General features: G+C 65.6%; 16 protein-coding genes. 8 read left to right on the plus strand and 8 right to left on the minus strand.

Annotation, left to right across the window (positions count from 1 at the left end; all coding sequences use genetic code 11):
* Positions 1 to 128: 128 nt before the first annotated feature.
* From ACR3EL_RS03395 to ACR3EL_RS03410, 4 genes are read right to left on the minus strand one after another with little or no spacing between them, the layout of a single operon-like run.
* Positions 129 to 887, minus strand: a complete 759-nt coding sequence (locus ACR3EL_RS03395) for an SDR family NAD(P)-dependent oxidoreductase (RefSeq protein ID WP_480720414.1) — start codon at positions 885 to 887, stop codon at positions 129 to 131.
* Positions 884 to 1,816: an SDR family oxidoreductase gene (locus ACR3EL_RS03400; RefSeq protein ID WP_480720417.1), complete on the minus strand. Its 933-nt coding sequence runs from the start codon at positions 1,814 to 1,816 to the stop codon at positions 884 to 886. Before ACR3EL_RS03400 ends, ACR3EL_RS03395 begins: the two co-directional genes overlap by 4 nt.
* On the minus strand, positions 1,813 to 2,715 hold the full coding sequence (locus ACR3EL_RS03405; RefSeq protein WP_480720419.1) for a bile acid:sodium symporter family protein: 903 nt from the start codon (positions 2,713 to 2,715) through the stop codon (positions 1,813 to 1,815). Before ACR3EL_RS03405 ends, ACR3EL_RS03400 begins: the two co-directional genes overlap by 4 nt.
* On the minus strand, positions 2,712 to 4,028 hold the full coding sequence (locus ACR3EL_RS03410; RefSeq protein WP_480720421.1) for a flavin-containing monooxygenase: 1,317 nt from the start codon (positions 4,026 to 4,028) through the stop codon (positions 2,712 to 2,714). Before ACR3EL_RS03410 ends, ACR3EL_RS03405 begins: the two co-directional genes overlap by 4 nt.
* A gap of 64 nt (positions 4,029 to 4,092) precedes the next feature.
* Here ACR3EL_RS03410 and ACR3EL_RS03415 point away from each other — a divergent pair, with 64 nt between their 5' ends.
* Positions 4,093 to 4,767 (plus strand): TetR/AcrR family transcriptional regulator, encoded by a 675-nt coding sequence (locus ACR3EL_RS03415; protein ID WP_170337431.1) that lies wholly within the window; start codon positions 4,093 to 4,095, stop codon positions 4,765 to 4,767.
* A gap of 51 nt (positions 4,768 to 4,818) precedes the next feature.
* Here the strand turns inward: ACR3EL_RS03415 and ACR3EL_RS03420 are convergent, their stop codons facing one another.
* The 3 genes from ACR3EL_RS03420 to ACR3EL_RS03430 are packed head-to-tail and all read right to left on the minus strand — an operon-like array spanning position 4,819 to position 6,207.
* A complete protein-coding gene (locus ACR3EL_RS03420; RefSeq protein ID WP_174819685.1) occupies positions 4,819 to 5,067 on the minus strand; it encodes a hypothetical protein in 249 nt (82 codons plus the stop codon).
* A 47-nt stretch (positions 5,068 to 5,114) separates the two neighbouring features.
* The gene (locus ACR3EL_RS03425; protein ID WP_170417338.1) at positions 5,115 to 5,729 is read right to left on the minus strand and encodes a pyridoxamine 5'-phosphate oxidase family protein; all 615 of its coding nucleotides are present in this window, start codon (positions 5,727 to 5,729) and stop codon (positions 5,115 to 5,117) included.
* 13 nt (positions 5,730 to 5,742) lie between these two features.
* Entirely contained in the window at positions 5,743 to 6,207 is a 465-nt protein-coding gene (locus ACR3EL_RS03430; protein ID WP_170337433.1) for a nuclear transport factor 2 family protein, read from the minus strand.
* 305 nt (positions 6,208 to 6,512) lie between these two features.
* On the opposite strand from ACR3EL_RS03430, the gene ACR3EL_RS03435 reads away from it, so the two are divergent.
* The 3 genes from ACR3EL_RS03435 (at position 6,513) to ACR3EL_RS03445 (ending at position 9,182) form a co-directional block, all read left to right on the plus strand.
* Complete coding sequence (locus tag ACR3EL_RS03435; protein WP_093962879.1) at positions 6,513 to 7,076, plus strand: TetR/AcrR family transcriptional regulator; 564 nt, start codon at positions 6,513 to 6,515, stop codon at positions 7,074 to 7,076.
* A 48-nt stretch (positions 7,077 to 7,124) separates the two neighbouring features.
* Positions 7,125 to 7,916 carry a TIGR03084 family metal-binding protein gene (locus tag ACR3EL_RS03440; RefSeq protein ID WP_170337434.1) on the plus strand — a complete coding sequence of 264 codons (792 nt, stop codon included), beginning with the start codon at positions 7,125 to 7,127 and terminating at the stop codon, positions 7,914 to 7,916.
* Positions 7,917 to 8,024: 108 nt separating this feature from the next.
* On the plus strand, positions 8,025 to 9,182 hold the full coding sequence (locus ACR3EL_RS03445; protein ID WP_170337435.1) for an acyl-CoA dehydrogenase family protein: 1,158 nt from the start codon (positions 8,025 to 8,027) through the stop codon (positions 9,180 to 9,182).
* A gap of 100 nt (positions 9,183 to 9,282) precedes the next feature.
* Here the strand turns inward: ACR3EL_RS03445 and ACR3EL_RS03450 are convergent, their stop codons facing one another.
* A complete protein-coding gene (locus tag ACR3EL_RS03450) occupies positions 9,283 to 10,167 on the minus strand; it encodes a LysR substrate-binding domain-containing protein (RefSeq protein ID WP_170337436.1) in 885 nt (294 codons plus the stop codon).
* Between the two features lie 98 nt (positions 10,168 to 10,265).
* Here ACR3EL_RS03450 and ACR3EL_RS03455 point away from each other — a divergent pair, with 98 nt between their 5' ends.
* Genes ACR3EL_RS03455 through ACR3EL_RS03470 form a run of 4 tightly spaced genes read left to right on the plus strand, consistent with a single transcriptional unit; the run spans position 10,266 to position 15,988 of the window.
* Positions 10,266 to 11,432, plus strand: coding sequence for a pyridoxal phosphate-dependent aminotransferase (locus tag ACR3EL_RS03455; RefSeq protein ID WP_170368893.1), 1,167 nt, complete (start codon positions 10,266 to 10,268; stop codon positions 11,430 to 11,432).
* Positions 11,433 to 11,450: 18 nt separating this feature from the next.
* On the plus strand, positions 11,451 to 13,640 hold the full coding sequence (locus ACR3EL_RS03460; protein WP_170337438.1) for a dehydrogenase E1 component subunit alpha/beta: 2,190 nt from the start codon (positions 11,451 to 11,453) through the stop codon (positions 13,638 to 13,640).
* Positions 13,637 to 14,671, plus strand: coding sequence for an ACP S-malonyltransferase (locus tag ACR3EL_RS03465; protein ID WP_480720426.1), 1,035 nt, complete (start codon positions 13,637 to 13,639; stop codon positions 14,669 to 14,671). Before ACR3EL_RS03460 ends, ACR3EL_RS03465 begins: the two co-directional genes overlap by 4 nt.
* 42 nt (positions 14,672 to 14,713) lie before the next feature.
* Positions 14,714 to 15,988: an NAD(P)/FAD-dependent oxidoreductase gene (locus tag ACR3EL_RS03470; protein ID WP_170337440.1), complete on the plus strand. Its 1,275-nt coding sequence runs from the start codon at positions 14,714 to 14,716 to the stop codon at positions 15,986 to 15,988.
* Positions 15,989 to 15,991 lie beyond the last annotated feature (3 nt).

The raw sequence follows: 15,991 nt of genomic DNA on the forward strand, positions 1-15,991 counted from the left end.
AGATCCTCCCTGTGACCGGTCCGGGACATGAAACGCCCACTGGCCGGAATGCTTGCCAGAGACAAAGCAAAGCCGCGGCCAAAGGGCAACCCCGCACCGGGAAACGGGCCGCAAATAGTGGCCGCGCGTCACGCGCCGCTGATATTGCGCTCCATCAGGCGCTGGTACAGGCGTGGGGCCAGCCGGTTCAGCCACCACGCCAGCCGCGCCACCCGGCCCACCGGGATGACGGGCCGCCCGCGATCCATCCCTTGCAGGATCACGCGGGCGGCCGCCTCGGGGGTCATCTCGTCCATGCCGTCGCTGGCAGATCCGGGGCGTGCGGTGCCATCCGGCTGCCGATCAGCCCGGCCCGGGTTGGTCGCCACGAATGATGGCGCCGCGATATGCACCCGCACGCCATGGGGGCGTTCTTCGGACCGCAGCGATTTGAAGAAACCTTCCAGCGCGTGTTTCGAGGCCGCATAGGCCGTGCGGTGATACAGCGGCGCAAATCCCGCCACCGACGAGATCGCCAGATGCGCACCTCGCGACCGGCGCAGCGCGGGCAGAAAGGCGCGGGCCATCGAGACGGCCGCGAAATAGTTGATCTCGAACACCTTGCGGTGGCTGGTGTCGTCGGACTGATCGAACCCGCAGATCTGGGTGATCCCAGCGTTGTAGACAACCAGATCGATGCTGTCGCAATGCGCAAGCGTATCGTTCACGGCACGCGCCAGTTGCGCCGGATCGGTCAGATCACAGGCAAGCGCCATCTGCGTGGCGGAGTCCTGCACCCCATTCAGCTTCAGATCCAGCAGGACCACGCGCCATCCACGCTCTTGCAGCGCGACTGAGAGCGCCTGACCCAGCCCGCCGGCCCCGCCCGAGATCACTGCGGTTTTCACAGGCCCACACTCCTTTTCCAAAGGTCGAACACCTCGGCGCTGGTCTTCTGCGGGACATAGCCGAACACGGTCTTCAGCGCCGTATTGTCCAGAACCGGTCGGTATTGCAGGAACCGCACCTGTTCGGGCCCGTAGCGCGACAGGCGCAAGGGTCGGGCCACGGCCAGCGCCGCCTTGAGCGCCCAGGCCGGCAGGCGCAGCACGGGTTTGTCCAACGCGCGGGCCAGATCGTCGACGCTCAGCGCGCCGTCCCCGGCGACGTTGTACACTCCCGGCGGCCCGTCGGTGGCCGCGCGTTTCAGGATGTGGGCCAGATCGCGGGTCCAGATGAACACGAAGGGGCTGTCGCTGCCCGCCACCGCCAGCAGGCGGGGCTTGCGGAACAGGGCGGTGATCTGGTTGTCGGTGCCGTCGCCCAGCACCGTGCCCACCCGAAGCACCACCTGTTCCAGCTGCGGCGCGGCGGTTCGGGCCTCGGCCAGCAATTCCTCGACCTGCCGCTTGTGGTCGGAGTAGGGAAACTCGGGGTTGCCGCGCACCGGATCGGTTTCGCGCAGCAGCACCGGGTTGTCCGCGTGATAGCCATAGGCCGCACCCGACGAGGTGACGACCAGCCGCCGTACGCCATGGACCAGCGCGGCATCGACCACCTTGCGCGTGCCGCCCACATCCACCGCATGGGCCTCGGCCCGTGACATGCCCGGCGGCGGCGTGACGATCGAGGCCAGATGCACGATCACCTCGGGCTTCACCTTGGCGATCACCCGGGCCGGGTCGCCCGTGGTGACATCCATGCGCAGAAACGGAACCTCGTCCGGCAGCGTGTCCGGGCGGCGCAGGTCGGTGGCAAACACCTCATGGTCGCTCAGCTCGTCCAGCAGGGCGCGGCCGACCAGCCCAGCAGCGCCGGTGATCAGGATGCGGGTCATCGGGCGGCCTCGGTCCGGGCCATCAGCTGCGCCAGCGCCAGCCCCGAGATGGCATGCCAGATCCCCCAGAAGGCGGCCACCACGGCCATGCCGCCCAAGCCGTTGAAAAAGGCGAAGATCAGCACCAGTCCAAGGCCCGAATTCTGGATACCGGTCTCGATCGTGATTGCACGCCGGTCAAAGGGGGGCAGCCGGGTCAGAGTGGCCACAACCCAACCGCCCCCCAGTGCCAGTGCGTTGTGAGCGATCACAAGCCCGGCGACCGCCCCGGCGTAGCCCAGGAAGAAACTCCAGTTGGCCGCCAGGGCGAGCACGACGAAAGCCATGAAAATAGCCATGGACAGGATCTGCAGCGGCCCGCGCAGCCGCGCCGTCAGGGCGGGGCGCTTCTGGTTCAGCGTCACGCCCAGAACCAGCGGCAGGATCAGCATCAACCCGACGATGATGGCGATCTGCACCGGGTCGATCTGGGTCTGCTGCAGAATGGCGCGGGTCGGCGGGTACAGCCCGCCCCAAAGCGCGATGTTGAACGGTGTCATCACGATGGCCCCGATGGTGGCGAAGGCGGTCATCGACACCGAAAGCGCCGCGTTTCCGCCCGCCCGATGGGTGATGAAATTCGAGATATTCCCCCCCGGACAGGCCGCCACCAGGATCAGCCCCAAGGCGATCGAGGGGCGCGGCTCGGTCAGCCAGACCAGCAGGAAGGTCAGCGCCGGCAGCACCAGGAATTGCGAGGCCAGCCCCACCACCACCGGCTTGGGCGCGCGCCGCAGCCGGTCGAAGTCGCGTGGTGACAGGTCGATGGCGATCGAGAACATCACGATCGCCAGGATCGCGTTCAGCAGGGTCAGCGAGCCGGGGTTGAAATTCAGCGTGATCTCGTCGATGCCGGTCATGCGCGGGCTTTCCGGAACCGCGCGATCCAATCCGTCACCGCCTTGCGATAGGTCGCCTTGTCCACGTAATAGGCCATGCGGGGCAGGTTCAGATACTGCATGCCTCCGGTGGCGCGCTGATAGTCTTTTTGTTTTTCCGCCTTCAGCGCCGCGGCCACGGGGCAGCCGGACTGAAGACCCTTGATATAGCGCGCCACCATTTCGGCCTGCTCGTGGCGTCCTTGCCAGCCCAGCCCGGTGGCCTCGATCATGCCCAGAACAAACAGGTCGTCGCGTTCGGGATGCATGGCGTTCAGGTACAGATGCGGCGCATCGCCCTGCCAGTTCAGCAGGTTCGGGTCGATGAACGGGTAATGCAGCTTGTAGCCGGTCGCGGCCAGAATCATGTCATAGTCGCTGGCGCTGCCGTCCTTGAAGTGAACGGTGCGGCCCTCGATCCGGTCGATATCGGGGCGAATGCGCAGATCGCCGTGGCCCGCGTGATACAGGACCAGCGAATTCACCACCGGGTGGCTTTCGTAAAGCTTGTAGTCAGGCTTGGGAAAGCCGTATTTCTGCGGGTCGCCCACGAACCAGCGCAGAATCATCCCGTCGATCCGGCGCTTCAGCCACATGGGCAGGCGGATCATCCCGCCCAGCGTGTCGGCGGGTTTGCCAAAGACGTATTTCGGCACGAAATAGTATCCCCGCCGCATCGACAGGTCGCACTGCGCGGCGTGATGGATGGCGTCCACCGCAATGTCGCACCCGGAATTGCCCGCGCCCACGACCAGCACCCGCTTGCCGTCGAACTGGCTGGGATAGCGGTACTGCGAGGCGTGGATCAACTCGCCGTCGAACTTGCCGGGAAAATCGGGCATGTTGGGCTCCGACAGGGTACCGTTCGCGATCAGAACCCCGGCAAACTCACCGCTATGCGTTCCCTGGTCGTCCCGCCAGGTCAGTCGCCAGCCATCGCCCGGCGCGCCCAGTGGCGATGCGTCTATCACCTCGGTGCTGAACCTGTAGTGATCGCGCAGTCCGAAATGATCGGCAAAAGCCCGGAAATAGTCGCGCATCTGCCGGTGCGACGGGTATTCAGCTACGTCGTCGCCCATCGGAAAATCGGCAAATTCGGTCATCGACTTGGACGAGATCAGATGCGCGGATTCGTACATGGTCGACCGCGGCGCATCGATATCCCACAGCCCGCCCACATCGGAATGCAGTTCGAACCCCTTAAACGGGATGCCCTGTTCCTTCAGCACCTTGGCCGCCGCCAGCCCCATCGGACCTGCGCCGATCAAGGCATATGCCTTGCGCACTTGTGTCATGAACCCTCCCCTGCTCGTGGCGCTTAACTTGAACGATCGTCCAAAATAAGGCAAGATGAAAAACATGAGCGCGAAATACATTGAAAAACAAAGGCAAAGGGCGCCGTCGGCCCGGTCGCTTGAAACCAAGGCGCGGATTCTGGACGCGGCCGAGGCGCTGTTTGCCGAGCGGGGATTCGAGGGCGCCTCGATCCGCGACATCGCCACGCGCGCCGGGGTGCAGGTGGGTCTGGTCCACCACCATGGCGGCGGCAAGGAAGAGCTGTTCTTCCAGACTGTCGCGCGCCGCGCCGACGAGCTTGCCCGGATCCGGATGCAGGCGCTGGAGGATCGGCGCGCGCAGGGCCCGCTGACCCTGCGGGGCATTCTGGACTGTTTCATCCGCCCCTATGTCAGCCTTGCCGAAACCGGCGGCCCGGGCTGGATGGCCTATGGGCGGCTGGTGGCGCATGTGTCGGTCGATCCGCGCTGGCGCCATATCGCGGCCGAGTGTTTCGACCCAACCGCTCAGCTATTCATCCGTGAGATCGCCGCGCTGTATCCGCAGGCCGATCCGGCGCTGTTGGCCACGGGCCAGATCTATTCGGTTTCGGCGATGCTGGCGCATCTCAACAGCGCCTGGCGGGTGCAGGCACTGTCACAGGGGGGCGATCTGTCCGGGATCGACCAATTGGTCGAATTCTGCGCCGCGGGGATCGAGGCAATGGTGCACTCGGGCCCCGCTCGGCTCAGTCGATAGCGCGGGCGGTGCCCGAGACGCGCGGGGATTCAAGATTTCGGTCCTCAATTGTCAGTTTGTCGGCAGCTTGGGTGAAGACTCGGGCTTTGGTTGCGCCTTGGATTCTGTGTAGGGGGTGAGCACGGGATAAGCGCTCTGCATCGCTTCGATGGTCTGTGCCCGGAACTGGGTCTGAAACGGGTCGGGCTCGGCGGCGCGCACGGCCTCGGGCGAGAGGTAGAAGCCGACGGTCACGACCGAGACGGCAAAGACCGATCCGGCGGTCAGGGTTGCAAGTGTGTTGGTAATCGCGCGTAGCATGGCATTGATACTCCTATTGCTGACGGTTTCGGGGTCTTGGGGTTGCCTCAGGCCTTTCGGGCCAGAGTCTGCTTCAGTTGGTCGTTCTCGGCCTGCAGCTGGGCCAGTTGGCGGCCAAGCTCGTTCAGATGGGGGCGCAGCTCGGCCTCGGTGAAGCGCGGAGTGATGTGGCGCGGGCAGTTCCAGTCCAGCGCTGCGACATGGATGATCGCCGCGCGTTCCGCCTCGGCCCCATCGGGAAACAGATCGCGCGCGGCCTCGGCGCCTTCGCGAAAGTCCACGCGGCCCAGGATCTTGAGCCTGCGCTGGTTGGCATAATCCATCAGGATCAGCGCGATCCGGTCATTGCCGTCCAGGTTCCCGCGCGAGATATACTGCTTGTTGCCCGCGAAATCGGCATAGCCGATGGTCCGGTCGTCCAGCACCTTCAGAAACCCCGCCGGCCCGCCGCGATGCTGGACATAGGGCCAGCCGGTCTCGGACACGGTGGATTGATAGAACCCGTCGCGCGCCTCTATGAAGGCCTGCTCGGCGGGGCCGATCAGGTGGCCCTGCTGCGGGCCGCCGTCGATGAACTTGGCGTAGGAGGCGGCGGACCCCATCCGCTCTTGATGCGCGCGGACGGCGGGGGTGAAGGTCAGTTCGGAAAAGGCTCGGGGCATGGGGAGCCTCCTTTCACAGGTTCAGGTCGGACAGGCCGGGATGGTCGGCGGGCCGCGGCCCCAGGGGCCAGTGAAACAGGCGCTGGGCGTCGGTGATCGGCAGATCGTTCAAGGACGTATGTCGCTGGGCCATCCGGCCATCGGCGGCGAACTCCCAGTTCTCGTTGCCGTAGGAGCGGAACCACTGCCCTCTGTCGTCGTGCCATTCATAGGCATAGCGCACCGCGATGCGGTTCCCGTCACAGGCCCACAGCTCCTTGATCAGGCGATAGTCCAGCTCGGTGCGCCATTTGCGGGTCAGAAAGGCGTGGATCTCGGCGTGGCCGGTCAGGAACTCGGACCGGTTCCGCCACTGGCTGTCCTCGGTATAGGCCGGGGTCACGATGTCGGGGTCGCGGCTGTTCCAGGCGTCTTCGGCCTTGCGGACCTTTTCGATGGCGGTCTGCGTCGTGAACGGGGGCAGAGGAGGGCGCGGCATGATGGGGGGCTTTCAGGCGAGGGTGGCGGCCAGAAGGGCCACAGTCAGAAGGAAGGGAACATAGCTTGCGGGAAATGGGCTGGCGCGGCGTCGCATCGGTCAAATCCTTTGGGTGTACAGATCAGTAAACTGCGTTGATAAGGTGTACAGATCGGTCACCACTTTCAACCCTTGGGTCAAAAAAAGTTTTTCGATATGGCCGGTGGTATAGAGAAAAAGACCTAATAACAGCGACTTCAACGGTGTGAATTGCACCTGAACGGAAAAGGTATTATGTACTGATCTGTACGCAAAGGAGCCGAATCATGCGTCCGAACAAACGGGATGAGCTGGTCCGCAAGGCGCTGCAGGTGTTTTACCGCGACGGGTTTCACGCCACCGGAATGGACCGGCTGGTGGTCGAAACCGGCGTCTCAAAGACCTCGATGTACAAGCATTTCCGCACCAAGGAAGAGCTGATCCTGGCGGTGCTGCGCCTGCGGGACGAGAATTTTCGCAACTGGTTCGTGCGCCGGATCGAAGAACTGGCCGACACCCCCGCCGATCAACTGCTGGCCGCGTTCGATGCGCTGGGCGAATGGTTCCGCGAGGACAATTTCCGCGGCTGCATGTTCATCAAGGCCGGGGCCGAGTACCAAGACCCCGACCACCCGATCCATGTGCAGGCAGGCGAGCACAAGCGCCTGTTGCTGGAGTATTTCACCGACCTGTGTCGCAAGGCCGGGGCGCAGGGCCCGGACAAGCTGGCCTGCCAGCTGCTGCTGTTGAAAGAGGGCGCGATCGTCACCGCCGTGCTGCTCCGCAACGGCGATCCCGCGCGCGACGCCAAAGAGGCGGCTGCCGTCTTGCTGAAAAACGCGCTGGCTTGACCCATGAAAACCCGCTTTAGTCCCTGAAGCAGGCAAAAGGGGGGGCGTATGCAGCAGGCTTCGGATTTTCTGGAAGAATGTCAGGTTCTTGATGACGCTCTGAAGGGGCTGGGTGCCGCGGATTGGCAAATCGTGACCCAGTTCAAAGACTGGACGATCGACGATGTGTTGGTGCACCTGCATTTCTGGAACCAGATGGCCGATCTGTCGCAGCGTGACCCGGATGGGTTCGACGCAAGGGTGCAGCAGGTGATGCCGCGTATTCAGGCCGACGGGTTCCGTGCGACGGAAAACGTTGCAATCACCGAGCGTGGACATGAACTGCGCGCCGCATGGTCTGATCTATGCAGCCGAATGGGCCGCGACTGGTTGGGCCTGGACCCCAAGGCGCGGGTCAAATGGGTGGGGCCGGATATGTCGGTGCGGTCCTCGATGACCGCCCGGCAGATGGAGACCTGGGCGCATGGTCAGGAGGTGTTCGACACCCTTGGCTTGACCCGGCCCGAGACCGCCCGGATCCGCAACATCGTCGTGCTGGGGGTGAACACCTTTGGCTGGACCTTCACGGTACATGGCCGCCCGGTGCCACCGGTGGCACCTCATCTGCGCCTGACCGCGCCCTCGGGGGAGCTGTGGGAATTCGGCGCGCCCGGTGCCGACCTGATCGAAGGACTGGCCGTCGATTTTGCCCGCGTGGTGACCCAGACCCGAAACGTGGCGGACACCGGCCTGTCGGTGCAGGGGCCGGTCGCGCAGGAGTGGTTGGCCATCGCCCAGTGTTTCGCCGGCGCCCCCGAAACGCCGCCGCCGCCCGGTGCCCGGCATTGCGTAGGGCATTGACGCCAAAGGACGTTGCGTAGCAGCGCAAACCGACGCGGCGTCACCCGGATTGGCGGAATCGGCGGCGAAAGCTACCCTTTCCGCCAACAGAATTCCGGAGAGCCAATCATGTCGCTTTTTACCTCGACCGCTTCCTGGGTCACTGACGAACACCGCATGTTTGCCGAAATGGCCGGACGGTTCATGGATGATGAGCTGGTGCCCAACATCGAAGCGTGGGCCGAGCAGGGCGTGGTCGATCGCGACTTCTGGCGGAAAGCCGGGGAAACCGGGCTGATGGCCGGGGCCATCCCCGAGGAATTCGGCGGTGTCGGCGGCGGTATGGGTTTTGATGCGGTCACGATCTATGAGCAGACCTCGCGGGGGGATGCGGGCTGGGGCTATGGCATCCAGTCGATCGTAATCCATTACATCACCGCCTATGGCAGCGAGGACCAAAAGAAGAAATGGCTGCCCAAGCTGGCCTCGGGCGAGATGGTCGGCGCGCTGGCCATGACCGAACCGGGCACAGGCTCGGACGTTCAGGCGATCCGCACCACCGCCGAGAAGGATGGCAACTCGTACCGGATGAACGGGTCCAAGATCTTCATCACCAACGGCCAGACCGCCGACCTGATCATCGTGGCCGCCAAGACCGACAAGTCGCTGGGTTCCAAGGGCGTGTCGCTGATCGCGGTCGAGACCGAGGGGGCCGAGGGCTTCCGCCGGGGGCGCAACCTCAAGAAGTTGGGCATGAAGGCCAATGACACGGCCGAGCTGTTCTTCGAGGACGTCAAGGTGCCGATGACCAACCTGCTAGGCTCCGAGGAGGGGCAGGGCTTCTATCAGCTGATGAAGCAACTGCCGTGGGAACGTCTGACCATCGGCATCATGGCGCTGGGCGCGATCGACTTCGCCATCGCTGAAACGGTGAAATACACCCAAGAGCGCAAGGCGTTCGGCCAACGAGTGATGGACTTCCAGAACACCCGCTTCAAGCTGGCGGAATGCAAGACCAAGGCCGAGGTGCTGCGCAGCTTCGTCAATGACTGCATCGGCAAGCTGGAGGCCGGTCAGCTGGATGCGGCCACCGCCTCGATGGTGAAATACTGGGGGTCCGAGGTGCAGAACGAGATCATGCATGAATGCCTGCAGCTGTTCGGCGGCTATGGCTTCATGATGGAATACCCGATCGCGCGGCTTTACGCGGATGCGCGGGTGCAGATGATCTATGGCGGCACCAACGAGGTAATGAAGGAACTCATCGCCCGCTCGATCGACGTCTGACCGGGGCTCCCGCCCGTCGTCAACGGCACTTGCGGGCCGCCTTCTCCGGTTGGGCCCGGCCGCGCCCGAGCGATGCTCGGCCGCGGCGGTGCCGGATCGGCTAAGTCAGCTGCCCCTGCAGCCAAGCGCGGAACGAGACAAGCGGGGCCGGTTCCGTGCGATTTTGCGGCCATACAAGATAGTAGTCGCCCAGACTGACCGGCGGAGCTGCGCAGGCCGGAACCAACCGGCCGGCCTCGAGCTCGGCTGAGATGAGATGGCTGGGCAGCAGTGCAACGCCCAGCCCATGGATCGTGGCCTGGATAATGGTCGAAAACTGGTCGAACAGCATGCCTCGGACGCCCTCGACAGGGGTGCCTTGCGCGGCGAACCAGCGTTCCCACGCATCGGGCCGGGTATCCAGATGCAGCAGTGGTGCGTCGACCAGCCATTCAACCTTTGGGGTTTCGGCTGGCAGCAGCGCTGGCGCGCAGACCGGCAGAACCTCTTCGCACATGATCGGCAGATAGTTCACCCCGGTCCAGTCTCGCTGGCCGAAATGGATAGCCGCGTCGAAAGGTTCGGTGCCGAAGTCGAAAGGCTTGAGCCGTGTGCTCAGGTTCATCGTCACTTCGGGGTGGCGCTGCGCGAAATCCTGCAGGCGCGGTGCCAGCCAGTGCATGCCGAACGCGGGCAGAATCGACAGTTGCAAAGAACCGCCAGAGGGGTTGGCCTTCAGCTTCAGTGAGGCCTGCGCCAGTTGCTGCAGCGCTGTTCGGGCGGTTTCCACGTATTCCTTGCCAGCGGGTGTGAGTTGCAGGCGCATTTGGTCGCGCTGGATCAGCGCGACGCCCAGCTGTTCTTCGACGGCCTTCAACTGGCGACTGACCGCGCTTTGGGTCAGCGAGAGTTCATCGGCTGCTGCTGAAGCGCTGCCTAGGCGGTCGACGGCTTCGAGCGCCAACAGGGAAGAAATAGACGGCAGAAATCGACGCGGCGCCAGCATATGATTTTCCCTCATGGCTTGTGGAGGGAATATCACTGGTGGATCCTCCAATCCAATAGCAAAAAGGCGCAGCCGTAGAAAAGTGCAGCGGGGCGATTATGACCATTCAGAACAGTTTGAGCGGATTTCGGAGGGCGGGCCGTCTCGACGGGATCGAATTGTCCGAGATCGTCCAGATCTCGGAACGGGCCGCGCAGCTGCGGGCGCAGGGCGTGGACGTGATCGCGCTCAGCACCGGCGAGCCCGACTTTCCGACCCCGCCGCATGTGGTCGAGGCCGCGCACAAGGCGGCGCTGGACGGTCAGACCCGATATCCCGCCACCGCCGGAACCCCGGCCCTGCGTGCCGCCATCGCGGAACAGGCCGGGGTCGAGTCTGCGCAGGTCATCGTCTCGACCGGGGCTAAGCAGGTGCTGGCCGGCGCGTTCCTCGCGACGCTCGATCCGGGCGATGAGGTCATCACCACCGCGCCCTTCTGGACCAGCTATGCCGACATGGTGAAGCTGGCGGGCGGCACTCCGGTGGTGCTGGACTGCCCGCGTGAACAGGGTTTCAAGCTGACCCCCGAACAGCTCGATGCCGCGATCAGCCCGCGCACCCGCTGGCTGCTGCTGAACACGCCCTCGAACCCGACCGGGGCGGTTTACACCGAAAGCGAATTGCGAGCGTTGGGCGACGTGCTGGAGCAGCACCCGCAGGTCTGGGTGATCTCGGACGAGATCTATCAGCACCTTGCCTATGTGCCTTTCACACCCTTCGTTCAGGCGGTTCCGGCGCTGGCAGACCGCACGCTGACGGTGAACGGCGTGTCCAAGGCCTATTCGATGACCGGCTGGCGCATCGGCTGGGGGATCGGCCCCGCGCCGCTGATCAAGGCGATGGTGGCGGTGCAGGGGCAGATCACCTCAGGCGCCTGCTCCATCGCGCAGGCGGCGGCGCTGGCCGCGCTGACCGGCCCGCAGGACCTGCTGACCGAACGCCGCGAGGCCATGCGCGCGCGCCGCGATCTGGTGGTGGCAAGCCTGAATGCCGCCGGATTGGACTGCGCGGCGCCCGACGGGGCCTTTTACGTCTTCCCGCGGACGCCTGCTGCGATGCCCTCGGACCCCGAGTTCTGCCGCCACCTGCTGGATCATGCGGGCGTCGCGGTGGTGCCGGGGCGGGCCTTTGGCATGCCGGGGCATTTTCGGCTTTCCTTTGCCTATGACACCGATAGCCTGACCCAAGGCCTGCGCCGGATTACCGACGCTACGGCCAAACTCTGACCTGACCGGGGAACCCAGATGGATCGCGCCCAGATCGTTCACGAAAACTTCCTGACCCGCGTCGCCAATCGCGACCTGCCCAAAGGCGCGCCGCCGCGCCCGGGCCTGACTGCGCCCGAGGCGGTGTCGCTGTTCCGCTCGCAGGTGCTCAGCCGCGCGCTGGATCGCACCAGCCGGGCGATGCAGAAGGCGGGGCAGGGGTTCTACACCATCGGATCCTCGGGGCACGAGGGGATGGCCGCCGTGGCCCATGCCCTGCGGCCGACCGACATCGCCTTTCTGCACTATCGCGACGCCGCCTTTCAGATCGCACGCGCCGAGCAGGTGCCCGGTCAGCAGATCGCCTGGGACATGCTGCTGAGTTTCGCGTGTTCCAAAGAGGACCCGACCTCGGGCGGGCGGCACAAGGTGCTGGGGTCCAAGGCGCTGATGATCCCGCCGCAGACCTCGACCATCGCCAGCCACCTGCCCAAGGCGGTGGGCGCGGCCTACAGCCTGGGCGCGGCGCGGCGGCACGACCCCGAGCACCGGCAACTGCCCGAGGATGGCATTGCCATGTGTTCCTTTGGCGACGCTTCGGCCAACCACTCCACCGCGCAGGGGGCGATCAACACCGCAGGCTGGACCAGCGTGCAGTCGATCCCGCTGCCGCTCTTGTTCGTGTGCGAGGACAACGGCATCGGCATCTCGGTCAAGACGCCCAAGGGCTGGATTCAGGCCTCGATGGAGCATCGACCGGGCATCAGGTATTTTCAGGCCAACGGGCTGGACATCTTCGAGACCTTCGCGGTGGCGCAGCAGGCGGCCGACTATGTCCGCACCCGGCGCAAACCGGCCTTCCTGCACCTGAAAACCGTGCGCCTGTATGGTCATGCCGGGGCGGATGTGCCGACCACCTATCTCAGCCGCGCCGAGGTCGAGGCCGACGAGGCCAATGATCCGCTGCTGCATTCGGTGCGCCTGCTGGATCAGGCCGGGGCGCTATCGCCCGGTCAGGCGATGAAGATCTATGAACAGACCTGCGCCCGCACCGACCGCATCGCGGCGCAGGCCGCCACCCGTCCGCATCTGACCACCGCCGCCGAGGTCGCGGCCAGCCTGATCCCGCCCAAGCGCCCCTGCAAGCCCACCAACGGCCCCAGCGCCGAGGCCCGCGCCGCAGCTTTCGGCAGCGACCTGCGCGCGATGGACGACCCGCAGCCGATGGCCCGCCTGATCAACTGGGCCCTGACCGACCTGATGCTGGAACATGGCGAGATCGTCTGCATGGGCGAGGATGTGGGCCGCAAGGGTGGCGTCTATGGCGTGACCCAGAAGCTGCAACAGCGCTTCGGCCCCGACCGGGTGATCGACACGCTGCTGGACGAACAGTCCATCCTCGGCCTTGCCATCGGCATGGCCCACAACGGCTTCGTCCCGATCCCCGAGATCCAGTTCCTCGCCTATCTGCACAATGCCGAGGACCAGATCCGGGGCGAGGCCGCCACGCTGCCCTTCTTCTCGAACGGGCAGTTCACCAACCCGATGGTCGTGCGGATCGCCGGGCTGGGATACCAGAAGGGCTTTGGCGGGCATTTCCACAATGACAACTCGCTGGCCGTGCTGCGCGACATTCCGGGCGTCATCATCGCCTGCCCCTCGACCGGGGAAGATGCGGCCCGGATGCTGCGCGAATGCGTGCGGCTGGCGCGTGAAGAGCAGCGCGTGGTGGTGTTCCTCGAACCCATCGCGCTTTACCCGATGCGCGACCTGCATCAGGCGCAGGACGGCGCCTGGATGACCCGCTATCCCGCGCCCGGCGAACGCATCGCGCTGGGCGAGGTGGGCGTGCATGGAGACGGCACCGATCTGGCCATCGTGACCTACGGCAACGGCCAATACCTGTCGAAACAGGCCCTGCCCGAGCTGCAGGGTGCCGGGCTCAACACCCGCATCATTGACATGCGCTGGCTGGCGCCGCTGCCGGAACAGGCCCTGTTGGAGGCCACCAGGGGCTGCAAGCACGTCCTGATCGTCGATGAATGCCGCCGCACCGGAAGCCAGTCCGAGGCGCTGATGACGCTCTTTGCCGAGCAAACCGACCTGCCCACCGCCCGCGTGGTGGCCGAGGATTGCTATATCGCCACCGGCCCCGCCTATGCCGCGCCGCTGCCCTCGCGCGAGGGGATCGTGGCCACCGCCCTGACCCTGACCGGAGCCAAGAAATGACCCGCACCGCTGTCGTGATCTGCCCCGGCCGGGGCACCTACAACAAGCCCGAGCTGGGCTATCTGCACCGCCACCACGCGGGCCGGATGGAGCTGTTCCGCGAATTCGACGCCATCCGCGCAGAGACGGGCCAAGAGGCGGTGACCGCGCTGGACGGCGCGTCGCGCTTCTCGGTCAGCAAGTATTCGCGCGGCGACGTGGCCTCGCCCCTGATTTATGCCGCCGCACTGGCCGATGCGCAGGCTCTGGCCGAGGATATCGAGGTGGTGGCCGTCACCGGCAACTCGATGGGCTGGTATATCGCGCTGGCCGCCGCGGGGGCGCTGTCGCCCGAAAACGGGTTCCGGGTGGTAAACATCATGGGCACGCTGATGCAGACCCACCTGATCGGCGGGCAGCTGGTCTATCCCTTCACCGGCGACGACTGGCGCGACGACCCGACCCGCAAGGCCGAACTTTTGGCCGAAGTTGCGCGCATCAATGCCCTGCCGGAGCATGACCTCGCCCTGTCGATCGATCTGGGCGGGATGCTGGTGCTGGCGGGCAACGAGGCCGGGCTCAAGGCGTTCGAGGCTGCCCAGCCCGTGGTGCCGGAGCGGTTCCCGATGCGGCTGGCCAACCACGCCGCCTTTCACACGAGCCTGCAGGCCCCCGTGGCGCAGGAAAGCCGCCGCCAATTGCCCGCCACGCTGTTCACTCAGCCGGACCTGCCGATGATCGACGGGCGCGGCAAGATCTGGTGGCCCGGCGCCACCGACACGGGCGCGCTGTGGGATTACACGTTGGGCCATCAGGTGACCGAGCCTTACGACTTTACCCGCGCGGTGCAGACCGCCGCCCGCGAATTCGCGCCCGACCTGTTCATCGTGACCGGCCCCGGTGCCACGCTGGGCGGCGCGGTGGCGCAGTCGCTGGTGCTGGCCAACTGGCGCGGCATGTCCGACAAGGAGAGCTTTCAGGCCCTGCAAGCCCAGAACCCGTTCCTGATCGCGCTGGGGCGCGAGGATCAAAGACCTCTTGCCATCGGCTGAGCCCTCGGGAAATCTGCGCTCGCATTCAAGGACATCCCGCCCATGACCACCGACCCGGAAATCAGCCTGTGGACCAGAACCAGCCGCGAGCGGGTGGACGCCCCGCCCCTGACCGGGTCCGTCACGGTGGACCTTGCGGTGATCGGCGGCGGCTACACGGGTTGCTCGGCGGCACTGCACGCGGCGCAGGCGGGGGCCTCGGTCTGTCTGCTCGAGGCGCACCAGATCGGCCATGGCGGGTCGGGCCGCAATGTCGGGCTGGCCAATGCCGGGCTGTGGCTGCCCCCGGCCGAGATCCGCGCCCATCTGGGCCGCGAGGCGGGCGATCGGTTGATCGCCCTGCTGGCGCAGGCCCCGGCCGAGGTGTTCCGCCTGATCCGTGACCACGCCATCGACTGCGAGCCGGTGCAGGCCGGAACCCTGCACCTAGCCCATTCGCCAAAAGGTCTGCGCGACCTGCAGGCCCGCCACCAACAACTGTCATCCGACGGCGCGCCGGTCGAGCTGCTGTCCGCGCAGGAAGCCGCCCGCCGCACTGGGAGCGAGGCCTTTCACGGCGCTATTTTCGACCCGCGCGCCGGGACGATCCAGCCGCTGGCCTATGTGCAAGGCCTCGCCCGCGCAGCGCGGCAGGCCGGGGCGGCGATCCACGCCAACAGCCCGGTGCAGACCCTGCGCCACGATGGCGAGCTATGGCATCTGGAGACGCCGCAAGGCTTGGTGCGGGCCAAGGCGCTGATCCAAGCCACCAACGCCTATCATGCAGGACTGCCCGACACCCGTCAGGATTATGTGCCGGTCTACTACTTCCAATACGCCACCGACCCACTGCCCGAGGTCATCCGCGCCACCCTGCTGCCGGGGGGCGAGGGCTGCTGGGATACCGGGCTGATCATGACCTCGTTCCGCATGGATCAGGCCGGGCGGCTGGTGATCGGGGCGATGGGTGATCTGGGACACGTCGGCAGCTTTGCCCATCGCGGCTGGATCACGCGGAAACTGGCGCAGATCTTTCCCCCGCTGGCCGAACGGCCGCTGAAAGACGGCTGGCACGGGCGCATTGCCATGACCTCGGACCACATCCCGAAACTGGTTCAGATCGGGCCGAACGCCTTGTCGACGCATGGCTATTCCGGGCGCGGCATCGGGCCGGGCACTGTCTTCGGCCGCATGATGGCCGACAGCCTGCTGACGGGCGACCCCGCCCGCCTGCCATTGCAACCGGTGACCGCCCATCACGAAAGCTGGACAGGCTTGCGCCGCGCCTTCTTTGAAACCGGCGCGGCGCTGACGCATCTGGTCAAGGCAAGGGTCTGACCG

The organism is Ruegeria sp. BJ3 (assembly GCF_056535665.1).

Coding starts and splice junctions, on each gene's coding strand:
- ACR3EL_RS03470 (WP_170337440.1), top strand. CDS start 14,714: ATGACCACCGACCCGGAAATCAGCCTGTGGACCAGAACCAGCCGCGAG.
- ACR3EL_RS03465 (WP_480720426.1), top strand. CDS start 13,637: ATGACCCGCACCGCTGTCGTGATCTGCCCCGGCCGGGGCACCTACAAC.
- ACR3EL_RS03430 (WP_170337433.1), bottom strand. CDS start 6,207: ATGCCGCGCCCTCCTCTGCCCCCGTTCACGACGCAGACCGCCATCGAA.
- ACR3EL_RS03425 (WP_170417338.1), bottom strand. CDS start 5,729: ATGCCCCGAGCCTTTTCCGAACTGACCTTCACCCCCGCCGTCCGCGCG.
- ACR3EL_RS03420 (WP_174819685.1), bottom strand. CDS start 5,067: ATGCTACGCGCGATTACCAACACACTTGCAACCCTGACCGCCGGATCG.
- ACR3EL_RS03445 (WP_170337435.1), top strand. CDS start 8,025: ATGTCGCTTTTTACCTCGACCGCTTCCTGGGTCACTGACGAACACCGC.
- ACR3EL_RS03455 (WP_170368893.1), top strand. CDS start 10,266: ATGACCATTCAGAACAGTTTGAGCGGATTTCGGAGGGCGGGCCGTCTC.
- ACR3EL_RS03415 (WP_170337431.1), top strand. CDS start 4,093: ATGAGCGCGAAATACATTGAAAAACAAAGGCAAAGGGCGCCGTCGGCC.
- ACR3EL_RS03405 (WP_480720419.1), bottom strand. CDS start 2,715: ATGACCGGCATCGACGAGATCACGCTGAATTTCAACCCCGGCTCGCTG.
- ACR3EL_RS03450 (WP_170337436.1), bottom strand. CDS start 10,167: ATGCTGGCGCCGCGTCGATTTCTGCCGTCTATTTCTTCCCTGTTGGCG.
- ACR3EL_RS03435 (WP_093962879.1), top strand. CDS start 6,513: ATGCGTCCGAACAAACGGGATGAGCTGGTCCGCAAGGCGCTGCAGGTG.
- ACR3EL_RS03440 (WP_170337434.1), top strand. CDS start 7,125: ATGCAGCAGGCTTCGGATTTTCTGGAAGAATGTCAGGTTCTTGATGAC.
- ACR3EL_RS03400 (WP_480720417.1), bottom strand. CDS start 1,816: ATGACCCGCATCCTGATCACCGGCGCTGCTGGGCTGGTCGGCCGCGCC.
- ACR3EL_RS03410 (WP_480720421.1), bottom strand. CDS start 4,028: ATGACACAAGTGCGCAAGGCATATGCCTTGATCGGCGCAGGTCCGATG.
- ACR3EL_RS03460 (WP_170337438.1), top strand. CDS start 11,451: ATGGATCGCGCCCAGATCGTTCACGAAAACTTCCTGACCCGCGTCGCC.